Below are 23,049 nucleotides of genomic sequence, written 5' to 3'. Positions count from 1 at the left end.
ATAACTATCGAGTTTAGAGTGGCCTTTCTGCGTTGTTCTTGAGTCTAACTCTACGTAATATCCGTTCATTTCACTTCATTTGCCGCACCTCACATTCTGATAAATAGATAATTGACATAAAATAGTACAAATATACATTATCACTCTACTCTTATGGATAAGTGAGATAAATGTGAATAAGCCAATCTTCATCGTAGTACTCGCTTCGCTTACGTATGGCTGCGGTGGAAGCAGTTCCAGTGACTCAAGTGACAGTAGTGACCCTTCTGATAGCAATAACCCAGGAACGTCTTATGGTGTTGTTGCTCCCTATGATATTGCCAAATATCAAAACATTCTTTCCAGCTCAGATCTTCAGGTCTCTGATCCTAATGGAGAAGAGGGCAATAAAACCTCTGAAGTCAAAGATGGTAACTTCGATGGTTATGTCAGTGATTATTTTTATGCTGATGAAGAGACGGAAAATCTTATCTTCAAAATGGCAAACTACAAGATGCGATCTGAAGTTCGTGAGGGAGAAAACTTCGATATCAATGAAGCTGGCGTAAGACGCAGTCTACATGCGGAAATAAGCCTACCTGATATTGAGCATGCCATGGCGAGTTCTCCCGCTGATCATGATGAAGTGACCGTACTACAGATCCACAACAAAGGCACAGACGAGAGTGGTACGGGTTATATCCCTCATCCGCTATTGCGTGTGGTTTGGGAGCAAGAACGAGATGGCCTCACAGGTCACTACTGGGCAGTCATGAAAAATAATGCCATTGACTGTAGCAGTGCCGCTGACTCTTCAGATTGTTATGCCACTTCATATAATCGCTACGATTTGGGAGAGGCGGATCTCGATAGCTTCACCAAGTTTGATCTTTCTGTTTATGAAAACACCCTTTCGATCAAAGTGAACGATGAAGTTAAAGTCGACGAAGACATTACCTACTGGCAGCACCTACTGAGTTACTTTAAAGCGGGTATCTATAATCAATTTGAAAATGGTGAAGCCACGGCTCACTTTCAGGCACTGCGATACACCACCACACAGGCCAACGGCTCAAACGATTGGGATATTAGCGATTGGAAGTTGACTATTCCTGCGAGCAAAGACACTTGGTATGGAAGTGGCGGTGACAGTGCTGCTGAACTAGAACCTGAGCGATGCGAATCGAGCAAAGACCTTCTTGCCAATGACAGTGATGTCTACGACAGCGATATTGGTCTATCTTATTTCAATACCGATGAAGGAAGAATGCACTTTAGAGCTGATATGGGTTATGGCACTAGTACACAAAACTCTAACTATATTCGTTCTGAGTTAAGGGAATTGTATCAAAGCAGTACTCAACCGGACTGCAGCACCGGCGATGAAGATACAAGTTGGTATTTGAACGACACACGAACCAATAAAACTAACCATCAGCTCACCGCCACCTTGCGAGTTGAAGATTACCCGAACATCAACAATCAAGATCCAAAAGTGGTACTTGGACAAATCCATGGTTGGAAGATCAATCAAGCATTGGTGAAACTGTTATGGGAAGGCGAGAGTAAGCCAGTAAGAGTGATACTGAACTCTGATTTTGAGCGCAACAACCAAGACTGTAATCATTGTGACCCGTTCAGTGTCGAGTTAGGTACTTATTCGGCAAGCGAAGAGTGGCGATATACGATTCGTGCCAATCAAAACGGTATCTACTTGGCGACTCATGATTTAGATGGAACCAACACCGTTTCTCATTTAATCCCTTGGGGACAAGATTACACAGATAAAGATGGGGACACGGTTTCGTTAACATCAGATTGGACATCGACAGACATCGCTTTCTATTTCAAAGCGGGCATCTATCCACAGTTTAAGCCTGATAGCGACTATGCGGGTGAAGTGTTTGATGTGAGCTTTAGTTCTCTTAGAGCTGAACATTATTGAATTAGCTAACGTTTGAGTAACAACAATGACTGCTTTAAAGACCATATTGATTCCTAACAATGTGGTCTTTTTTTTAACTGCTGCGACACTTTTGAATGATGTGTTCTGAACGACAAATGCTCTGCTCGAGTGATGCAAATTCTCACCATTACCGCTCGGTTTTTTCGCCCTTGATAGCCCATTTCGCATTCTAAATTTTTATATATTGTCTTTTATCAATAGGAAGTGTGATCCAGTTAAAGTATGGAAAAAGCGGAAAGTGTTCCCAGTCTCATTTATTCAACGAAGTATTTTATTTGTATTATAAGATTACGTAATATTTTTATGTTGTCGCAAATACTGAGAGAGGAATTGCCTTATAGCTCGTGTTTGCCAATTTTGTTTTCACTTACAAACGCTGCCTTTGTAATATAATAATGGATTAAATATGAAACAAATCACTCTAAAAACCTTACTCGCTTCTTCTATTCTACTTGCGGTTGGTTGTGCGAGCACGAGCACGCCTACTGCTGATTTTCCAAATAATAAAGAAACTGGTGAAGCGCTTCTAACGCCAGTTGCTGTTACCGCTAGTAGCCATGATGGCAACGGCCCTGATCGTCTCGTTGACCAAGACCTAACAACACGTTGGTCATCTGCGGGTGACGGTGAGTGGGCAACGCTAGACTATGGTTCAGTGCAAGAATTTGATGCCGTTCAAGCATCTTTCAGCAAAGGTAACGAGCGCCAATCTAAATTTGATACTCAAGTGAGTGTCGATGGCGAAAACTGGACAACCGTGCTTGAAAACCAACTGAGCTCAGGTAAAGCGATTGGACTAGAGCGTTTCCAATTCGAGCCAGCAGTGCAAGCGCGCTACGTAAGATACGTTGGTCACGGTAACACCAAAAACGGTTGGAACAGTGTAACGGGATTAGCTGCGGTTAACTGTAGCATTAATGCTTGTCCCGCTAGCCATATCATTACTTCAGATGTAGTAGCTGCAGAAGCGGCAATGATCGCTGAAATGAAAGCAGTGGAAAAAGCACGTAAAGATGCGCGCAAAGATCTTCGTTCTGGTAACTTTGGTGTAGCAGCGGTTTACCCTTGTGAGACCTCAGTTGAATGTGACACGCGCAGTGCATTACCAGTTCCGACAGGCCTGCCAGCGACACCAGTTGCAGGTAACGCGCCAAGCGAAAACTTTGACATGACGCATTGGTACTTATCTCAACCGTTCGACCATGACAAAAATGGTAAGCCTGATGACGTTTCTGAATGGAACCTTGCTAACGGTTACCAACACCCAGAGATCTTTTACACAGCTGACGATGGCGGTCTAGTCTTCAAGTCTTACGTGAAAGGTGTTCGTACCTCTAAAAACACTAAGTACGCACGTACAGAGCTTCGTGAAATGATGCGTCGTGGTGACCAATCTATTAGCACTAAAGGTGTTAACAAGAACAACTGGGTATTCTCAAGCGCACCTGAATCTGACTTAGAAGCAGCTGCTGGTATTGATGGCGTTTTAGAAGCAACGTTGAAAATCGATCACGCAACAACGACAGGTAATGCGAACGAAGTAGGCCGCTTTATCATTGGTCAGATTCACGATCAAAACGATGAACCAATTCGTTTGTACTACCGTAAACTGCCAAACCAAGCAACGGGTGCGGTTTACTTCGCACACGAAAGCCAAGATGCAACTAAAGAGGACTTCTACCCTCTAGTGGGCGACATGACTGCTGAAGTGGGTGACGATGGTATCGCACTTGGCGAAGTGTTCAGCTACCGTATTGACGTTAAAGGCAACACGATGACTGTAACGCTAATGCGTGAAGGCAAAGACGACGTTGTACAAGTGGTTGATATGAGCAACAGCGGTTACGACGTAGGCGGCAAGTACATGTACTTCAAAGCAGGTGTTTACAACCAAAACATCAGCGGCGACCTAGACGATTACTCACAAGCGACTTTCTACCAACTAGACGTATCGCACGATCAATACAAAAAGTAATCTGGTCGAATAACACTTAATATTAAAGCTATCGCAATAGCCTCCAGCTTCAGGGTTTGGAGGCTTTTTTGTGCTTGTTATTTGGATCTCTCAATCAGTTAACGGGACGAAAGATATAAGGAAAGGACAGATGGGTGAGTTTATTTGTGTTTCTAATATCTGGTTTGCAAATCTTAACCAAATGTAAGACGCAATAATGTATTAGGAGTTATTGTTGTCTCCAGTTACTTTCGTTACAGAGGCTACATAAATGTTTCTTAATTTATGAATAGTGTTGGCATCAAAAGTTACTACCTTAGCGATGTTCATCACTAAGAAAATATCTACTATTCTTAGCTTTGTGGACTTTGAGGAACCAAATGACAAATAGACTCTCAGTGACTTTAACTCTTGATTATAAGTGAATGGGGATTTGGGTTATCAAATGCTACTACGCTTTAACTGACTGTTAATGATTATTCAGCTTTGTGTGTGGTCAACTGAGAGTGTGTAGAATATACATCAGTTGACGCCTTGGGCTTGCTGCCTCTAGATAGTGGTATATTTTTATTGAAGAAAAAAAAGACCGGCAAGCCGGTCTTTTAAATTTTATTTCATAATGTTAGCTTAATTTGGGTTGAATAAACTAGAAGTAACATTATCGAAATAAGCCTTATTAGCGTTTCCGCTGTTATCCCCAGTATATAGATTCAATTGCGATGGTATTACCGTATTGTCTAAACCTGTACTAGATTGAGCTATATCTTCTGCGATAAGTAGGCCATTAATGTAAACGTTTACTAATGCGTCGTTGCCATCAACACCAGTAGCGCCTTCCCATTTAACCATTATGGTATGCCATGTATCGTTGGCATAACTTCCTAATGAAAAATCAGATGAACCGTTCTCATAATAGATCTTTCCGTTGGACTCACGGATCTCAAAAAAACGGTTCGCGTTATCTTTTCCATTACCAATTGAGATATAGGTTGATTTTGTGTTTGCATCAAATATATATGCGTCAACAGTTATAGAACCAGATTCTGCACCTGCAGTAAACTCTCTAATAGCAAATGGTTTGGAACCTGTATTTAAATCTTCTAGATATAAAGACTGCGAGTTAGCATCAGTTGGGTTTAAACTAACGATAGCCGAAGTGGTACCTTTCTCGTCATCTTTTATATTTGCAGTAGTCCATTGGCTTGATTCATCGCTAATAGTATTACTAACAGTATAACTTTCAAAATCATCAGTGACTTCGCCTGGATTTGGCTCAGGATCCGGGTCAGGTTCTGGCTCTGGCTCGGTACTACCTCCGTCAACAACAACAGTCGCTTCCGCAGTATTGTTGTTATACGGATTGCCTGACAAAAGTTGCCCATTCGGATAGTTATTAAAGTTATCTTCAAATACTAACTCGTCAGTAGTCGTGTCATTTGAATAAACTTTAAAGTTATCAGCGTTCAATTCGTAATGTGTTGTATTGGAAGTATCACCAAGCTTTAATGATACGATAGTCACGGCAGTTTTGTCGAAAGCTTCAAAGCCGTTGCCGCTATTGTCGTATACGGTGTCATTGACCTTGAATGTGTAGTAGCCGCTGGCCCAACTGACTTCAACCGCGAGATCCTCGCCTAACGTGTAAGTGCCTACAGGTTCCTCAGCAATTTGAGGCTTACCACTACTATCGGTAACTGTAGAACGGTAGAAAATTTCTCCAGCGTTAAAAATAACCTCGCCGTGTAGGTTCGTATTAGATGTACCTGAAGCGTAGAGGCTAATATAAGCGTTGTTACCTGAGCCGTTTTCTGGTTGTACCGTGTCTTCATCGACTTGATAGATCAAATCAACGGTCACTTTTCCTGATTCAATACTGTCTACGGTTGCACCAGTGCTGCTGTCGGACAGCTTTAAACGCAACTCACCGACATCATCTTTTACACCGCCATTGTTTGTATCTAAAATCTGAACATATCCGTTGATACCACTCGCTTCATTGGCCTGACTGATCGCATCTTGTACGCTGTCGGTAGAGGCTTGATCAGAACCTGAGTAATTGATACCGGTAGATTCATCAGAAATACTCAGTACACCTGAGTCATCAAATGAAAAAACACCATCTAATATTTCAAGAGTCGATGATCCTGTTTCATAATAAGTAAAAGAAACAGTGCCAGCTTCTTCATCATAATTATTGGTAGAAGCACTTGCATCTTTAATGGTGTATGTACCTAAGTCGTCGTCGTCGTCATAGTACTTATGATTACCGTCTTCTTGGAAAACATACACATTTGGAAGATCTGCGTTTGATGACGCGGATATTGAAGCGGAGTTACCATCACTGATTTGCCAGTAACCCGTAGTTAATGCTGAAGGTTGGCTACCTGGATCAGTAGAACCATCGGTCGGAATAGGTAAACCATCACTGTTACAACCGAATAATAAACCTGTTGAAAGAGCGACAGCTGTGGCGACTTTAGAAATCTGCATAAAATATTCTCTTTATGATATTAAATCCATATGTAAATCACATAAGAAATAGATAATGAATAGTCGTTAAATATTTATTAGGATGAAGCTAATTCTGATTAGAACATCCTATTATTTAAAATAAAGTAATTAAAATATGCCCAAATAAATTACAAGAGGAGAGGGCTATTTTATATTCTGACTATTTTATTATTAGAATGAGTAAGCAATACCAACACGGTATTTAGCTTCACGATCTTTTGAAGATGAACTGATATCAGAAGACCAGATTTCAGCAAAAGGTTTCCAAGAACCGAACTTGTAGTTTACTTTTAAGCCAGCATCCCATTCCCAGTCATCACTATTATAAAGAAGTACGTTATCCAAAGATTTTACATAGTTTGCTTCGTAAGAAAGGCCAAGCTTAGGTAGAGATTCAATTTTGTAAGAACCCGTCAGTGTAACTTTAGACTTTTGAGCTGATTCTAAACGTTCGCCAGTTTCAGAATCTTTGTCACCAAATTGTGTGTGGTTACGGAAGTCAGCATATTCATGACGGTAACGAATAGCAGTTGTTAAACCCATGTCTGCTTTATAGCCAACGCGAAACTGAGGTTTAAACGTAACCTTTTTCATCTTCCAGTCGCCATCGTTAGCATTAGGCTCATCCCAATCCCAAGCAATAGGCATACCCATTTGTAGATACCAATTATTGTCTATTTTGTATGTCGCAGTGTTATCGATCTCCATACCATAGATGTACCAATTGCCATCGTAAAAACTCTGGCTGTTTGCTGATTTAACAGAACCTGAATCTTCATCATAGTAAGAGTCATCACCGTGGAACTTAAGTTCTAGACCAGTAGAGTGCTTCCACTTGTCTGACAGCTTAAAGCTTTCACCTAGCTTAACTCGGTGTTGATGGCGAGCGTCTACGTGAGCCGTATCACCATTAGTCTTTGTATAATCCGTCGCAGCACGATACTCGTAACGATAATCAAGAGATGCACCAGCAGCTGTGCCCGCTAAAAGAGTACATGCAACAGCTGTAGCAATTTTTGTAACAGAATTCATACCTTTGTCTCACTATTATTTTTTTATTTTGGATACATCCAATGTACCCCTGACTCACAAACCAATACCTTACATGGTATTAAATTAATGTATGACAAATATGGTATTTATTCCTAGGGTAGATTTCTGTGAGATCTATCAAAAGTTCCGACTAATGGCCTATTTATATAGCTAAATGTTATGAATATCTCAATTTAAGGCTTACCAATCAAATCAATCATGACTCAGTTCTCATATTAACAAACCTTGTAAGCTCAGTTGGTTGTATGTGTTAAAATAATACAAATATAAGAATATTCCCACGCTTTCATATCGATGTTCTAGTTGTTGTGGTTTAAACATAACGGGGCATGTTGAGGGATTATAGATATAAACCACCGTCAAATGTTTAGTAAACGTTAAAAGATGGCGAAATGTAAATTCTATTTATTGGTTGGTTTATTTAAGTCGAAGAGAAAATATTTAGTACTAATTCGTGTTCAAAAGTAGTTTCTGTGCTGAGAGTGTACTCAGTATCTGTTAACAATAAAGGATGAGTCATGTTTAAGAAAAACATATTAGCAGTGGCGTTATTAGCGACTGTGCCAATGGTTACTTTCGCAAATAACGGTGTTTCTTACCCCGTACCTGCCGATAAATTCGATATGCATAATTGGAAAATAACCATACCTTCAGATATTAATGAAGATGGTCGTGTTGATGAAATAGAAGGGGTAGCTATGATGAGCTACTCACACAGTGATTTCTTCCATCTTGACAAAGACGGCAACCTTGTATTTGAAGTGCAGAACCAAGCGATTACGACGAAAAATTCGAAAAACGCGCGTTCTGAGTTACGCCAGATGCCACGTGGTGCTGACTTCTCTATCGATACGGCTGACAAAGGTAATCAATGGGCATTGTCTAGCCATCCATCAGCAAGCGAGTACAGTGCTGTTGGCGGCACACTAGAAGCGACACTAAAAGTGAATCACGTTGCGATTAACGCTAAGTACCCAGAGAAGTACCCAGCTCACTCGGTGGTTGTTGGTCAGATTCACGCTAAAAAACATAATGAGCTAATCAAAGCTGGAACTGGTTACGGGCATGGTAATGAACCACTAAAGATCTTCTATAAGAAGTTTCCTGGCCAAGAAATGGGTTCAGTATTCTGGAACTATGAGCGTAATCTAGAGAAGAAAGATCCTAACCGTGCCGACATCGCTTACCCTGTTTGGGGTAACACCTGGGAAAACCCAGCGGAACCGGGCGAAGCGGGCATTGCTCTTGGTGAAGAGTTTAGTTACAAAGTGGAAGTGAAAGGCACCATGATGTACCTAACGTTTGAAACAGAACGTCACGATACGGTTAAGTATGAAATCGATCTGAGCAAAGGTATTGATGAGCTTGACTCACCAACGGGTTATGCTGAAGATGATTTCTATTACAAAGCGGGCGCATACGGCCAATGTAGCGTGAGCGATTCTCACCCTGTATGGGGGCCAGGTTGTGGCGGTACTGGCGATTTCGCTGTCGATAAAAAGAATGGCGACTACAACAGTGTGACTTTCTCAGCGCTTAAGTTGAACGGTAAATAGTACATAGCCAGTAGGCTAGCTCGACACTGTCCTTAAGGAATGTTTTCGAAGACCACTTAACCAAATGTTGAGTGGTCTTTTTGTTTTCTATGAGATTTAAGATGAGCTGGGTATCAGCGAGAGTGTATTGAAGCATACCAATGAAAGGTGCAGTCGAAACAATACAACCTTGTCAAAAGACAAGGTTGTAACCAGAAAGCGTAGAAAGATTTTAGGACGGCAACTCGATATCGAGTTTAGTCATACATCAACTCTTTAGCTTTGTCGGCATCAAACTCTTTTAGAGACTTTCGAGCTAAGTGACGGAATGGGAAAGCTTTAACGACTTCTTCGAATGGTTGGATAGCAAAGGCCCAAAAGATAGAGCCATCTAAACCAAAGATGATCAATGCACACAATGGAATTGAAATTACCCATTGACCAGTAAAGTTGATTTTGAAGACTGCGGTCGTTTTTCCTAGTGCTCTTAATACATTCCCATGAACCGTGTTGTAGCCACGAACAATTGGCAAGAAGATGTAGAGTGGGGCGATAACGGCCAATGCTTGATAGGTAGACTCATCCAAGTTCGGGTAAATGTCACCAATGACCAGACTTAATCCTGCGAACAAGAGTGCACAAACGAAAGAAATGACGACTGCAATATCGATACTGGTATCGACGTTTTTGACTAGGTCATCCATCTTTTTGGAGCCAATCGCTTGGCTGATAGTAATCGCGGAAGAGTGAGCCCAAGCGGTAATAAATTGAGAGACAGCCCTGATCCAAGGCATCACCAAAGTAATCGCTACGTAAGCGTTGATGTTAAGTTGCGAATACAACAATTGATATATCGTTGCACCAATCAAAAGCATGGTCACGTTCGCTGCTACGGGGAATATTTCGATAAAGTGACGGCGAACGTTGGTAAAGAATTCAGATCGCTGAGCGTCTAATTTGAGTGAAATCGCTGAGCTTAAATGCACGCACAAAACCAAATACAGCAAGCGGATCGTTATTGCAATAATGCTGCCTAATGCGGCACCTTGTACACCAATGCCTTCAAAATTAGAGAAGCCATGAATCAGCACATACGAGAGTACAGCATTGATAGGCAGTTCAATTAAGTAACCTTTGAATGGGACTTTAGTTCTGCCTAGCGCATTAAATAAAGCAATGATCACCTGCGTTAACGCGGTAAAAATAACGATGTATTTCGAGATGTCTAGATAGCGGCTGATTTCTAAGTGAAGGGAAGCGTCGTCTGTTAATGCTTGAATCAAGGGTTGTTCGAAAAAAGTAAGTAGAAGCCAAAACAGGGTTGCTACGCCAAGGTTGATAAATAACCCTGCCCAAAATGCTTTAGATAATGACGCGGCGATGCCAGAGCCCACTGCGCGGCTTAATACTAACTGAGTACCGTTTGCCAGCGCCATTTGAATTCCCAGTACAAAGGCAACGATAGTCGTCGCAATCCCCATTGCAGCTAAAGGGATTTCACCAAGAGGAGAAACCAGCAACGTGTCGATCATCAACATCGACTGCATCAAGATACCGTTTAAGGCGAGGGGCCAGGCGAGAGAGAAATTTTTCCTTACGTACGATTGCGAAGACACAAACAACACCTTATGTGTATAACCGTAAGCTTTCTCTGAGGTGACGGAGTAGAGCGTTTAAAGAAGAAAACACTACGGTATTTGATGGTTAAAAAATGGGTGTTAAAACAAGACTGACTTGTGTCTTTGAAACACAAGTCAGTTTGGTTAATCTCGGTTATGCGATGGCTAATTCAACCCGAGAGAGTTTTTGATTCTCATCGTCTAGCAGGACTTGAGAAGCAATTCGAGCTTGCTTGGCATCGCCTGACATTATCGCGTCGTAAATCGCTTTGTGTTCTTCTAAACAGAAGCGACCGCCTTCAGCGGAGTGGTCGATAAACTGCTTGAAGATAGTCGACAGAATGTTCGCGAACGGAATGTAAAACTGATTACCTGTCGATAAGAAAATCGTTTGGTGAAACAGGTGATCGTTGGTCGTCCACTCTTCATAATCGAAGCTATTTGCCGCGATGGTCATCTTCTGGAAAAGAATCGAAAGCTCTTTGCGTTGCTCAACGGTTGCATTAGTTGCAGCGAGTGCACACGCTTCCGGGTCAATCGCTTTTCTTAAGCCTAAGAATTGAGACAAGAACGGCTTGGTATCTTCTAAATCTTGAATCCAGTACAGCAATTGCGGGTCTAAGAAGTGCCACTGTGTTCTCGGTTTGATACGAGTGCCCACTTTTGGCTTCGACTCGATTAAACCTTTTGCCGAAAGTAGCTTGGTTGATTCTCGAAGGGCAGTTCTGCTTACTCCAAAGATATCGCACAGCTCCATTTCGCTGGGTAACTTTTGATTTTCTTCTAACTCGCCTGACAAGATCTTGCGAGCAATTTGTCTCGCCACTTGAACATGAATTCGGCGGCTTGAATCTTCCACCAATGTAAATATTGACATTTAAACCACCTGAAATTGAAACTTTGAAAACACTAAAAACCAGACGAATCTGGCGTTTAGTGTCAGTGTATACGTCGAATTTAGTGTGAGGTTTTCCCTCATCTACTCTGGTCTGTTGACCTTATATAGTGTGGCGAACTTAAATCGCTGAGTGAGCTTATAAAAACCAGCTAACTAAGGCGTTATTTGTCCGCCATTAACATCTAGGATTTGACCTGTGATGTAACCGCTGCAAGCGTGCGATGCAAAGAAAGCAAATGAAGGGGCAACTTCATCAATATTGCCAAAGCGTCCCATTGGAATGTTGTTAGCAATGGTCGCTTTCAAATCGTCGCTTTTACCATCGTGAAATGCGGTGTCGATAGTGCCCGGAGAAACAATGTTGAAACGGATATTGTCTTGCGCGAACTCTTTCACCCAATTACGGTGAATGTCGTGTAACCAAGCTTTAGATGCGGCATAGATGCCTGCACCAACACCACCGCCTTCGCGAGCGGCAATAGAGCCCGTGCTAATCACACACGATGTTTGCCCGGACTCAGCAGCAGAGGCGCGTAAGTGCGGGATAGAGAACTTAGTTGTCATCAGCGCAGAGCGAACATTAAGATTCATTACGCGCTCATAAAACTCATCATCGATATTTTCTAGATTGGCGCGACCACCAAGGCCACCGGCGTTGTTAATCAACACGTCCATGCCACCAAAATGATCAGTAAACTCTTTGACTAACCTTTCGCACTCTAATGTGTCCATTAGGTTTGCAGGGAAAAAAGCAACATCGCCACCCAATGCGGTAAGTTCAGATAGAACGTCATCGACTTTTGGGCTGAAAGCACGACTGTTGATGCCGATTTTTGCGCCGTATTTTGCAAAGACACGTGCGGTAGCTAAACCCATACCGGCAGTAGAGCCAGTAATTAGAATGCGTTTGCCTTTTAAATCGTTAAACATCAGAGCCGCCTATATTGTAGATTATTTACACCAATAAATCATACAATAACACTTGCTATATTCAAGGGTGTTCATCTAAAAACGGGTTATTACCGACATAAATAGTGAGAGTAAGGGTGGTTTTGTGAGTTCACGCATACATTGAAATTGTAAATGAGAACTATTTGTATGAATTAATGGGTTGAATTGGTTTTATAAACCTAAAGATGAGCAGGTTTGTGAAATATTGCTCCAGCCTTTATTGGTAGTGACCTCACGTTATTCTGATGCTGTGTTGGTGAAGATATAAATCAGTGCTATAGTCCGGGTTAAATAATACATATCTAATAAGTAAGTAGACACATGGCTGGCTCTTTCAATTCTATTTCAGGCTCTAAGCGAAGCCTTCATGTGCAAGTTGCACGTGAAATCGCTCGTGGTATTTTGTCGGGCAATTTGCCTCAAGGTTCTATTATCCCTGGTGAAATGGCTCTGTGTGAGCAATTTGGTATCAGTAGAACAGCATTAAGAGAAGCGGTTAAGCTTCTGACTTCAAAAGGTCTATTAGAATCTCGTCCTAAGATTGGTACTCGCGTTGTTAACCGTGCATTCTGGAACTTCTTAGATCCACAATTGATCGAATGGATGGACGGTTTGGCCGATACAGACCAATTCTGTCATCAGTTTTTGGGTTTACGCCGCGCAATTGAACCAGAAGCGTGTGCTTTAGCTGCTCAGTTCGCGAGTGCAGAACAACGTATTGAGCTGTCTAGTATTTTCCAACAAATGGTAGAAATCTCTAGCGAAGAAACGCTTGATCAAGAACGTTGGCTAGATATTGATATGAAATTCCATAGCCTGATCTTCAATGCGACAGGTAACGACTTCTATCTTCCATTTGGTAACATCTTAACGACCATGTTTGTTAACTTTATTTCTCACTCTTCTGAAGAGGGAAGTACTTGTATTAACGAACACCGCCAGATTTATGAAGCAATCATGGCAGGTAATAGTGACAAAGCTCGTCACGCGTCAGCAAGTCACCTGTTAGAAACAAATCACAGATTACCAGCCGCTAGCTAATTGTTTTCACTGTTATTTTAGCTTTGACCGTTTTGCATTATCGACGAGAGGTCATTCTCGTAAAACTAGGGTAGTCAAAGTTAAAATTACGGTTGTACAGAAGCTAACTTCAGCAGTGACCTCTAAAAAGCACGTTTCATACGTGCTTTTTTTTGCATCCAAATTTGATGAAAACCTGACTGGTGTCCAATATTTAATCTATTATTTGCTGTTTCGTTAAAAGCACTAGTAACCAGTATTTTAAGTTATATAATAATACTAATTAAATTATTGTGAGTGTGATTATGCCCCAGTCTCTACTGCCAAATATTCTTCAATTCATAGGTCAAATCGACCCATTCGATAAGATCCCTAAACAAGCACTTCGCGAACTTGCCTCTAACGTTCAAATTACTTATCTCGGCAAGGGAGATGTGGTTGATTTGTGTGAGTCGGGGAAGGAAAAATCGCTCTATATCATTCGAACGGGCTCTATGGAGCAACGAAAATCTGATGGTGTGCTTCGTGCTCGCCTAGGCAGTGAAGATTTGTTCGGCTTTACGTTCTTAGATTCTGAAGTCAACGATGAAAAAGGCTACAGAGCTGTCGCAATAGAAAACACCTTACTTTATGTGATTCCACACTCGGCACTTCAAACGCTTTTCAAAGCCTTTCCAAGTTGCGCAGAACACTTTGCTTCACAGGCGCAGGTTCGCTTGAAGTCGGCACTGGATGTGGTTTGGTCAAATAAAGAGAAAGGCCTATTTATTCGTAAAGTCGAAGAAGTAGCAAGCGGGCAGGTTGCGATTGTTAAGTCTGAGCAAACCATCCAGTCGGTTGCGGTTGAAATGCTTCATCAACGCTCACCTTGTGCCGTGATCTATGAAGGTGAAACCATTGTTGGTCTGATCACCGACCGAGACATGACGAAGCGAGTGATCGCCCACGGCGTGAGTACTGATAGTTTGATCTCTGAGGTAATGACGCACTCTCCACTTACAGTAAAACCGGATGATTTAGTGCTGCATGCGGCGTCAATCATGATGCAATTCAATATCCGTAACTTGCCCGTTGTGAAAGAGAATAAGGTTGTAGGTCTTCTTACTACATCTCATTTGGTTCAAAACCACCGTGTTCAAGCGATATTCTTGATCGAGAAAATCAAATACGCAGGCAGCGTGAAAACCATGTCTTCGTTCACCTCAGAGCGCCAAGCTATTTTTGAAGCGCTGGTGGAAGGTAAAGTAGCGCCTGAAACCGTCGGCAAGGTAATGACCATGATTATGGATGCCTACACCCGCCGATTGATTCAGATAGCGATTGATAAGTTAGGCCCACCACCGTGTGATTTCTCTTGGATCGTAGCCGGATCGCATGCGCGTAATGAAGTGCACATGCTATCGGACCAAGACAGCGCGATTGTTCTGGCTGATGATGCAACCGACAGTGACCGTATTTACTTCAAACACTTAGCGATGATGGTGACCAACGGCTTAGCAAGCTGCCACTACCCATTATGTCCAGGTAAATTCATGGCCGCGACGCCAAAATGGTGTCAGCCACTCAGCGTTTGGAAGCATTACTACAAGAAGTGGGTGGCTAACCCAGAGTATGAACGCTTGCTTAACATCAGTGTGTTCCTAGAAATTCGTACTATCTACGGCAACAGTGAGTTCGAAGGTATTCTTCGCGATGAGCTGCATAGCAATATTCGCGGTAACCGTGAGTTTTTAAGCACGCTAGTGAAAGACGCGGTCAATACCAACCCGCCACTTGGCATCTTCAATAGCTTAGTGCTAGAGAAGTCAGGTGAGAATAAGAAAACGCTGAACGTGAAGAAGTACGCGATCAACTTGATTATCGACTTAGCGCGTATTTATGGCCTTGCTGTGGAGTGCGACTTGTCGGCGACTGATGAACGTTTCGCTGCTGCTAATGAAAAAGGCATGCTGAGCGACGATGCATTCAAGAACATTCTGGGTGCTTACCAGTTCATTCTCTCTTTCCGTTTTGGTCATCAACTTGAAGCGCTGAAGAACGGGGATGTGCCTGACAACAACATCAACCCAGATAGCTTTGGTAGCTTTGAGCGTAAACACTTGAAAGATGCCTTTAGGATCATTGCTGACCTTCAAGAAGCGGCGAAAATTCGTTTCGGAGCACGTTAATGAAGCTATGTTCAACAAATAAATGTTTAAAACGAATGCTAAACTATTTTCACCCGCTTGAGCGAATTAAACGTAAACGTAAGCAATATTTGGGAACGGTTAAGTTGCCAGAGGCGTTACATGATCTCGTAGAGCAGCCTTGTCCTGAAATGACGGACTTGGCCAAAGACAGCGAATACATCATTTTAGATCTCGAAACCACGGGCTTAGACAGCGAGCAAGACCTTATCTTATCTATGGGGTGGGTCGATGTGGTTAAAGGGAGAATCGACTTAGCGTCAGCCAAGCATATTTATCTGAATAATGATTCTCAGATCAACGCTGAAACCGCTGTTATCAACCATATTACGCCGCAAATGTTGGAAGAGGGCGCGTCTATTCATGATGCGATGCTGACATTTTTCGAAGCAGCAAAAGGCAAGATCATTGTCGCGCACGCTTGTGTGGTCGAAGAGAAGTTCATTAGCCAATACCTTCTTCGCTGCTACGGTTTACGAGCGATTCCTCTGCTCTGGCTTGATACCTTGTGTATTGAGAAAAGCATGGAGAAAGCGATCAGCAATCATGAAGAAGTCGATTTAACTCTGGCAGGGACGCGAGCAAGGTATGGGCTTCCTGAGTACAACAGCCACAATGCATTAGCCGATGCCGTTTCGACAGCGGAATTGTTTTTGGCTCAGCAGAAGCGAGTTGTGCCTAACGATAATGTGACCGTTGCCTTTCTCTATCGGATTAGTCACTAGGAAAAAGAGCTGCAAGTGCGCGGCTCTTATTTTGCTGATTTTAAAGGAAAAAAAGCCAGCGATTAAGCTGGCTTTTGTTTAGGTCTTAGAAAATTAGGACAGTAATTATTTTAGATCATTCATATAGCTATCGATTAGAAGCTGTAAGTTAGACCAACACGGCTACGCAGTTCACGAGTCGCTTTAGTTGATGAAGTGCTCACATCACCAAACTCTACATATGGTGCCCATTGACCCATAATATGGCGAATGCTTGCGTTTAACTCGTAGTTAGTATCATCGTTGTCGTAGATATCGTAGCCATCAGCTTTGTAGTAGTTACCTTCAAAACCAAAGCGCCAGTTGTCCATTGAGTAGTTAACGTTTGCCGTTAGACGGTGACGACGTTGGTTTTCAATGTTTTTCTCAACACCGACAATTTCACCATCACCGTCGATCTCGTACTCAGTTGTGCTAGTGTTCTGTCTCATATCGTAACGGTAACGAGCACTTAGGCTTAGGCCATCAACGCTATCCACTTTGTATGTTGCACGAACTTGAGGCTTGTATGTAACGCCAGATTCACGACCTTCAATTGGCATACCGTAAGTCATTGTCCAGTTATCGTTTAGTACATGACGGTAATTTAGACCAAGCTCCCAACCATTGTTCTTCAAATCTTCCATGAATTTACCGTCTTCTCCCTTGAATTTCGCCTCGATATCTACAAGGAAGTTGCCAATGCTATCGCCAAGTTTTACACGAGTAGCGTGTTGATCTGTATGACTCTTGTATTCGTGTCTCATATCGAAAGACGCAGCAGATACAGAGCCAGCAGCGAGTACAGATGCCACAGCAATCACGATTTTAGTTTTATTCATGGTATTAGTTCCATATTTATAGGTTGAGTATTGGCCATAATTACAAGCCAAATAGAGTAGTTCTTGTCTTCAATGCATTTTGTTATTGAAATTATTTCTTGGTTATTTCAAATTTGTTTTGCATTTAAATAATACAAATATGCTAACGATTTGAAGGCGCATAATCTGTGAATTTGATCGTGTTGTTGGGACAAAACCACTATTTACAAAGGGTTACAAAGTTAGAGTTTGCTAGTAAGTTTATGATTTTTAGTGTTTTATTTGGATGTTGATAATGGTTTTGAAGAGTTTTGTTCGTCAATAAATGTGCGCTACAGCAAAAAATTGAACCTTTAGATATCATTTTTATTTGTAATACATTATTATTTACTAACTTTCTGTAGCAACACATAACTTTGCTGTGTTGATTGGATGCACTGACGGTGTGAAGCCGAATAAGTAAGAATGGTTTTGAAGCTAAATGGATTAAATCCAATCGCTTTAAGAACATGAGGCATTTACTTGAGGTGATTCAAAGCTCAATCAAAGAAGGTTTGAAATGTAGTAGGCAAGGCAGTGACATAGCCTGCTATATGAGTACGAACTTGATAGGAATGAACAGGGTTCGAATAGTTACCCGTTGTTCTCATCAGCGACAAAGAAGAAATCGTTGAAGTGCTTGCGAAAGCATTTTGATTATTGCTCCCAACTATTCTAATTATAACTTCTGCTTTCGTTTAGAAAGGTAGGAGATGGTAGTCGAAGATCTGCCCTTGCGCTCATGTTGATACAGGCAACATGAGCGTTTTTTTATCTGAAATTTGAGCAGAGAGTCGTTTGAGGCTTAATAAGCGTGTAAACCACGGCTTAATAGCTAGGCTTTTAGGTTGATGACAGCACGTTCAAGTGAGTCTGTTTGCTCTACGACTGAAGTTGCAGAAGCTGCGTTTTTTGAAGCACTTTTCACATTGGTCATTGTCAGCTGTTTGATGGCATCTACATTTTCGATGATCTCTGATGTGACCTCACTTTGCTCCTTCATGGCATTGGATACCTCTAAACTGTTATTTAGAATGGTTTCCATATCTGCGATAACCGATGTGATTCTAGAATGTGCCTTCTCACAAGAGTCGACACTGGTATTCCCTTTCTCACAACAATTTTGAATCGTGTTAACCACCATTTGGGTTTGGTCTTGAACCCCTTGAATAATGGTTGAGATCTCTTCGGTTGAAAGTTGTGTTCTGCCTGCCAAGGTTCTTACCTCATCCGCAACAACCGCAAAACCACGACCTTGTTCTCCAGCGCGCGCTGCTTCAATGGCGGCATTCAAAGCGAGTAGGTTGGTTTGTTCAGCAATGTCTTTAATCACCTCTAGCACGGTATTGATCTTCTCGGAATGAACAGAAAGACGATTCACTTCTTCACTCGCGCTCACGAGATCGGTTGAAAGAGTATTGATTGTGTCTCTGGTGAAGGCTACATCGTTCAGGCCATCATTCGCGGTGGCGAAACTGGTTTGCGCATTTGATGACGCGTTTTCACTGTTGTTGGCCACATTTTGGATATTGCTGCCCATCTGGTTTATCGCGGTCGCAATATTTTCTGTTTGTTGTTGCTGCTTATTCAACGCGCCTTCCACTTCGATACCGTCGTGTTGCAACTGGTTAGAAATGTTGCCCAGTTCCTGAATCGACCCCTGCACTTGACCAACAAGTTGGCGAATGTCTTCTAATACGGTGTTAAACGACTTGGCAATCTCAGCAATTTCATCTGAGCCGCTGTCTTCCGCTGTGACGGTAAAGTCACGTTGTTGGGAGACGAGCAACATAGTTGCGTTTAATGAGGCTATCTTCTTTGCAACACGCGATGAGATCCCAAAAGATAAGGCCATCAGTAATACCGTGACGGCAAGTACTGAGCTCACAATAAACGTGGTAATGGTTTGTTGAATCGATTCGACCTGTTGTTCTAAACGGACTTCAACGCCGGTGAATATAGAGATGATATCTTCAAACAGCATTTTCATTTCTGATTTCAGTTCACTGACCTTTTCCGGGTTGCGGTCTATCGCGTCTACCATTAAGGAAAAGTCTTTGTTGTATTGCTTCACTTCTCGATTGAGCTTATCTAGCTCAGGCACCGCTATGTCTGACTCTTCAAGTAAAACAGAGAAGCTATTCATCAACTGTTGGAAGTGTGAATACTCTTTGGCGAATTCAGGCTTGAGGGTTTTGTCGTGACTGATCAAAAACTCTAGTTCTGTTCGATTCAGTTGAAGCATAGAAACTTCAAGCGACTTCACCTTGATCAAGGTTTTCTCTAATTTGATCAGCTTTAGATTGGCGATTTCAGTAAATGAAACGACAACCAATAAAGAGACAATGGATAAACAAGCAAGGCTAAAAAGGGAGGTTTTAATTTTCATAGGCGGGCACCAAAGCAAAACAATATGACTCAACAACGTATTTGGAATCGTGTTTCTCTTATTTGCGTGTAGATAGCTTACGAGGTCGGTAATTGAGATCTGACTCGCAACGGAAACGTTTGCTTACAGTATTTTATGGAAAGGTTATGCGCAAGTTAAATATTTATTATTTTCAATGACTATTGGTGATTGTTTTATCACTAGATAGAGTGCTGTAAATAACAGTGAAGGGAGATAGGCAAAGTTGGAAGGAAGTGACGAGGGAAGAGGTCGTGAAAAGAGCAAGTGAAAAAGCCACGAACATTCACGCTTAATCACATGAATGTTCGTTTCTCTTCTCTTGTCTCTTAGTTGCAGACGTGCAGCTGCAAACTTTAACAGCAGGCGTTTAGCTATATCAAAGAGCTCAGTGAGAGCCGTTCTTGAGGCTTAGCTTTCTGTAGGCATCCACACCTGTTTAGAGGTGACTTTGTGGTCTTTAAAGGTCAGTTCTTCAACCTTGTCACCGTTAGTATTCCAGCGAGTAAGTTTTCCGTTCGCGACTTCACCTTCATCAAACTTCGCTTGGCTGGCCTTGTTACCGTTCGGGTAGTAGTCCGTTACCAATCCATCTTTTTGTCCGTCGCTGTATTCAGCTGTCAGGCTTTGTTCCCCGTTGGGATACCAGCGAGAGGCGGTGCCTGATAGTTCATTGTCTTTATAATTGAGTTCTGCTTTTTTCTGTCCGTTTGGATACCAGGTTTCAGCTTTGCCTTGCAGTTCACCTTTTACGTAATTCACTTTAGAAGCGACTTGGCCATTCGGATACCAGTTCGTTTCTAGCCCAAGTTCTAAGCCATCGGCAAACTGAGCTTGGGTCGCGACTTGGCCGTTATCGAACTTCTCTTCAAATTGACCAGTGAAGGGTTTTGAATGGTTTACTTGGTAAGCCACGCCTTTACGCATCTGTAAGTAGTCAACAGCATCTTCACGTGGTGTTGCTGCATAGCTCATAGAAGATACCGTACTAAGAGCAATTAAGATTGGAACGTATTTCTTCATAATGACACCTTTTTATTGGACGGGGAAAGTGTAACGGGTGTGTTAAAAGCATTTCACTTCCGTGTATCCCTGTCAGTATCTAATAGTGGTTTTCAAGTTTTCATTATTGGCTGCCTAATATAGGGAACTTTTAAAAGCAAATTCTCAATCTTATTTGTACTACAAATGCGTTGGTTTGATTCATTTTTATAAATTATATCTAACGATATTTTTGCTGATCTTCTTTAAGCTTTGATCGTCACGAATAATAGTTTTTAACGATGAATCTTCGATTTTTAGAGACTTTGTTCATGTTTTTCGGGGTTTTGGTCGAAATTTAGTGCGGATAACTGCACTGACTTGAGGAATTGCGCTCCTAGGTGGTGCAACTTTGAACTCGATCACTTGTATGATTAATTGACTGTCAGACTGTAAGATCACTGTCACGCATTTAGATTATTGTAGTACAAATATGCTTGCCATCTATCTATAGTGACCTCAACAAAAAAACATAAATAAAAGGTCTAACGATGGAACTCAATACCCTGATAGTTGGCATCTACTTCCTATTCTTAATTGCGATAGGGTGGATGTTCCGAACGTTTACAAGTACGACAAGTGATTACTTCCGTGGGGGAGGTAATATGCTGTGGTGGATGGTAGGTGCAACCGCATTTATGACCCAGTTCAGTGCTTGGACATTTACTGGTGCAGCTGGTAAAGCCTTCACCGATGGTTTTGCCGTAGCGATTATCTTCATCGCGAACGCATTCGGTTACCTAATGAACTACCTTTACTTCGCTCCGAAGTTCCGCCAACTGCGCGTTGTGACGGTAATTGAAGCGATTCGTATGCGTTTTGGTAAGGTGAATGAGCAAGTATTTACTTGGTCTGGCATGCCAAACAGCGTTATCTCTGCAGGTATCTGGTTGAATGGCCTTGCGATCATCGCATCGGGTATCTTCGGCTTTGATATGACAACGACGATTGTCCTAACGGGTCTGGTTGTACTGGTGATGTCAGTAACGGGCGGCTCTTGGGCGGTAATCGCATCTGACTTTATGCAGATGGTTATCATCATGGCGGTAACGGTGACGTGTGCAGTGGTTGCTATTTACCACGGTGGCGGCGTTACGCAGATCGTTAACGACTTCCCAACAGATTCATTCATTACGGGTGATAACCTGAACTACATGAGCATCTTCAGCATCTGGGCTGTGTTCATCTTCTTAAAGCAGTTCAGCATTACCAACAACATGCTTAACTCTTACCGTTACCTTGCTGCGAAAGACTCAAACAACGCACGTAAAGCGGCACTGCTTGCCTGTGTACTAATGACGCTTGGTCCAATCATCTGGTTCATGCCTTCTTGGTTCATGGCTGGTCAAGGTGTTGATTTAGCAGCAGCTTACCCAGAAGCTGGCAGCAAAGCCGCTGACTTCGCTTACCTTTACTTTGTTCAAGAATACATGCCTGCAGGTATGGTTGGTCTTCTGATTGCCGCTATGTTTGCTGCGACTATGTCTTCAATGGATTCAGGTCTAAACCGTAACTCAGGTATCTTCGTTAAGAACTTCTACGAGCCGATTCTTCGCCCTAAAGCGACAGAGAAAGAGCTAATGGTTGTTTCTAAGCTAACGTCTACTTTCTTCGGCATCGCGATCATCTTGGTTGCTCTGTTCATCAACTCTCTTAAAGGTCTGAGCCTTTTCGACACCATGATGTACGTGGGCGCATTGATCGGCTTCCCAATGACAATTCCAGCATTCTGTGGCTTCTTCATCCGTAAAACACCGGATTGGGCAGGTTGGGGTACGCTAGTTGTAGGTGGTGTAGTTTCTTACTTCGTTGGTTTCGTTATCACAGCGGACATGATTCAAAACTGGTTCGGTCTAAATGAACTAACAGGTCGTGAGTGGGCTGACCTGAAAGTGGCTATCGGCCTTATCGGTCACATCGTATTTACTGCTGGCTTCTTTGTTCTTTCAACACTGTTCTACAAGCCTCTTGCTGAGCACCGTGAGAAAGACGTAGACAAGTTCTTCAACAACCTAGCGACACCATTGGTTGCTGAAAGTAACGAGCAGAAGAAACTGGATAACAAGCAACGTCGTATGTTGGGTTCACTTATCGCAGTTGCGGGGGTGGGCGTAATGACAATGTTCGTACTGCCTAACCCAATGTGGGGACGCATGGTATTCGTTCTGTGTGGCTTGATTGTGTTCTCTGTTGGTCTGTTACTTGTTAAAGCAGTCGATGACAAAGTCGAGCAACAAGACGAAGTAACTCCAGCCGAAGGCTAATCTAATTCGCATCCTAAATAACATCACGGCCACCTTAACGGGTGGTCGTCATTTTTATAATC

15 protein-coding genes are annotated in these 23,049 nt (G+C 42.3%); 7 read left to right on the top strand and 8 right to left on the bottom strand.

Features of this window, described 5'->3' with window-relative positions; all coding sequences use genetic code 11:
• Positions 1 to 172: 172 nt before the first annotated feature.
• Together MSG36_RS15790 and MSG36_RS15785 are read left to right on the top strand one after the other, a co-directional pair.
• Positions 173 to 1,924, top strand: a complete 1,752-nt coding sequence (locus tag MSG36_RS15790) for a polysaccharide lyase family 7 protein (RefSeq protein WP_248368704.1) — start codon at positions 173 to 175, stop codon at positions 1,922 to 1,924.
• 427 nt (positions 1,925 to 2,351) lie between these two features.
• The gene (locus MSG36_RS15785; protein ID WP_248368703.1) at positions 2,352 to 3,920 is read left to right on the top strand and encodes a polysaccharide lyase family 7 protein; all 1,569 of its coding nucleotides are present in this window, start codon (positions 2,352 to 2,354) and stop codon (positions 3,918 to 3,920) included.
• Between the two features lie 606 nt (positions 3,921 to 4,526).
• Here the strand turns inward: MSG36_RS15785 and MSG36_RS23910 are convergent.
• On the bottom strand, positions 4,527 to 6,389 hold the full coding sequence (locus MSG36_RS23910; protein ID WP_348983454.1) for a hypothetical protein: 1,863 nt from the start codon (positions 6,387 to 6,389) through the stop codon (positions 4,527 to 4,529).
• Positions 6,390 to 6,581: 192 nt separating this feature from the next.
• Entirely contained in the window at positions 6,582 to 7,442 is an 861-nt protein-coding gene (locus tag MSG36_RS15775; protein ID WP_248368700.1) for an oligogalacturonate-specific porin KdgM family protein, read from the bottom strand.
• A 539-nt stretch (positions 7,443 to 7,981) separates the two neighbouring features.
• Here MSG36_RS15775 and MSG36_RS15770 point away from each other — a divergent pair.
• Positions 7,982 to 9,019 (top strand): polysaccharide lyase family 7 protein, encoded by a 1,038-nt coding sequence (locus tag MSG36_RS15770; RefSeq protein ID WP_017061470.1) that lies wholly within the window; start codon positions 7,982 to 7,984, stop codon positions 9,017 to 9,019.
• A 236-nt stretch (positions 9,020 to 9,255) separates the two neighbouring features.
• Here the strand turns inward: MSG36_RS15770 and MSG36_RS15765 are convergent, their stop codons facing one another.
• From MSG36_RS15765 to MSG36_RS15755, 3 genes are all read right to left on the bottom strand, one after another.
• A complete protein-coding gene (locus MSG36_RS15765) occupies positions 9,256 to 10,623 on the bottom strand; it encodes an MATE family efflux transporter (protein WP_081322222.1) in 1,368 nt (455 codons plus the stop codon).
• A 148-nt stretch (positions 10,624 to 10,771) separates the two neighbouring features.
• Entirely contained in the window at positions 10,772 to 11,494 is a 723-nt protein-coding gene (locus MSG36_RS15760; protein ID WP_048616485.1) for a FadR/GntR family transcriptional regulator, read from the bottom strand.
• 174 nt (positions 11,495 to 11,668) lie between these two features.
• Entirely contained in the window at positions 11,669 to 12,445 is a 777-nt protein-coding gene (locus MSG36_RS15755; protein WP_048607046.1) for an SDR family NAD(P)-dependent oxidoreductase, read from the bottom strand.
• A gap of 342 nt (positions 12,446 to 12,787) precedes the next feature.
• Here MSG36_RS15755 and MSG36_RS15750 point away from each other — a divergent pair, with 342 nt between their 5' ends.
• The 3 genes from MSG36_RS15750 (at position 12,788) to MSG36_RS15740 (ending at position 16,397) form a co-directional block, all read left to right on the top strand.
• Entirely contained in the window at positions 12,788 to 13,507 is a 720-nt protein-coding gene (locus MSG36_RS15750; RefSeq protein ID WP_017069960.1) for a FadR/GntR family transcriptional regulator, read from the top strand.
• Between the two features lie 284 nt (positions 13,508 to 13,791).
• The gene (locus tag MSG36_RS15745; protein ID WP_017069961.1) at positions 13,792 to 15,654 is read left to right on the top strand and encodes a DUF294 nucleotidyltransferase-like domain-containing protein; all 1,863 of its coding nucleotides are present in this window, start codon (positions 13,792 to 13,794) and stop codon (positions 15,652 to 15,654) included.
• A complete protein-coding gene (locus MSG36_RS15740; RefSeq protein ID WP_248368697.1) occupies positions 15,654 to 16,397 on the top strand; it encodes a 3'-5' exonuclease in 744 nt (247 codons plus the stop codon). The genes MSG36_RS15745 and MSG36_RS15740 overlap by 1 nt, the downstream gene beginning before the upstream one ends.
• 134 nt (positions 16,398 to 16,531) lie before the next feature.
• Here the strand turns inward: MSG36_RS15740 and MSG36_RS15735 are convergent, their stop codons facing one another.
• The 3 genes from MSG36_RS15735 to MSG36_RS15725 all read right to left on the bottom strand — a co-directional run bounded on the left by MSG36_RS15735 (position 16,532) and on the right by MSG36_RS15725 (position 20,705).
• The gene (locus MSG36_RS15735; RefSeq protein ID WP_052878547.1) at positions 16,532 to 17,257 is read right to left on the bottom strand and encodes an oligogalacturonate-specific porin KdgM family protein; all 726 of its coding nucleotides are present in this window, start codon (positions 17,255 to 17,257) and stop codon (positions 16,532 to 16,534) included.
• A gap of 853 nt (positions 17,258 to 18,110) precedes the next feature.
• Positions 18,111 to 19,664, bottom strand: a complete 1,554-nt coding sequence (locus tag MSG36_RS15730; RefSeq protein ID WP_248368695.1) for a methyl-accepting chemotaxis protein — start codon at positions 19,662 to 19,664, stop codon at positions 18,111 to 18,113.
• A 429-nt stretch (positions 19,665 to 20,093) separates the two neighbouring features.
• Complete coding sequence (locus MSG36_RS15725) at positions 20,094 to 20,705, bottom strand: toxin-antitoxin system YwqK family antitoxin (RefSeq protein WP_017061462.1); 612 nt, start codon at positions 20,703 to 20,705, stop codon at positions 20,094 to 20,096.
• Positions 20,706 to 21,214: 509 nt separating this feature from the next.
• On the opposite strand from MSG36_RS15725, the gene MSG36_RS15720 reads away from it, so the two are divergent.
• A complete protein-coding gene (locus MSG36_RS15720) occupies positions 21,215 to 22,987 on the top strand; it encodes a transporter (protein WP_032555190.1) in 1,773 nt (590 codons plus the stop codon).
• Positions 22,988 to 23,049 lie beyond the last annotated feature (62 nt).

It is taken from the genome of Vibrio sp. 1CM8B (assembly GCF_023161685.1).
Lineage (GTDB): Bacteria > Pseudomonadota > Gammaproteobacteria > Enterobacterales > Vibrionaceae > Vibrio > Vibrio coralliirubri.
The sequence above is the reverse complement of the archived record's forward strand: the minus strand, read 5'-3'. Positions and strand labels throughout refer to the sequence as shown.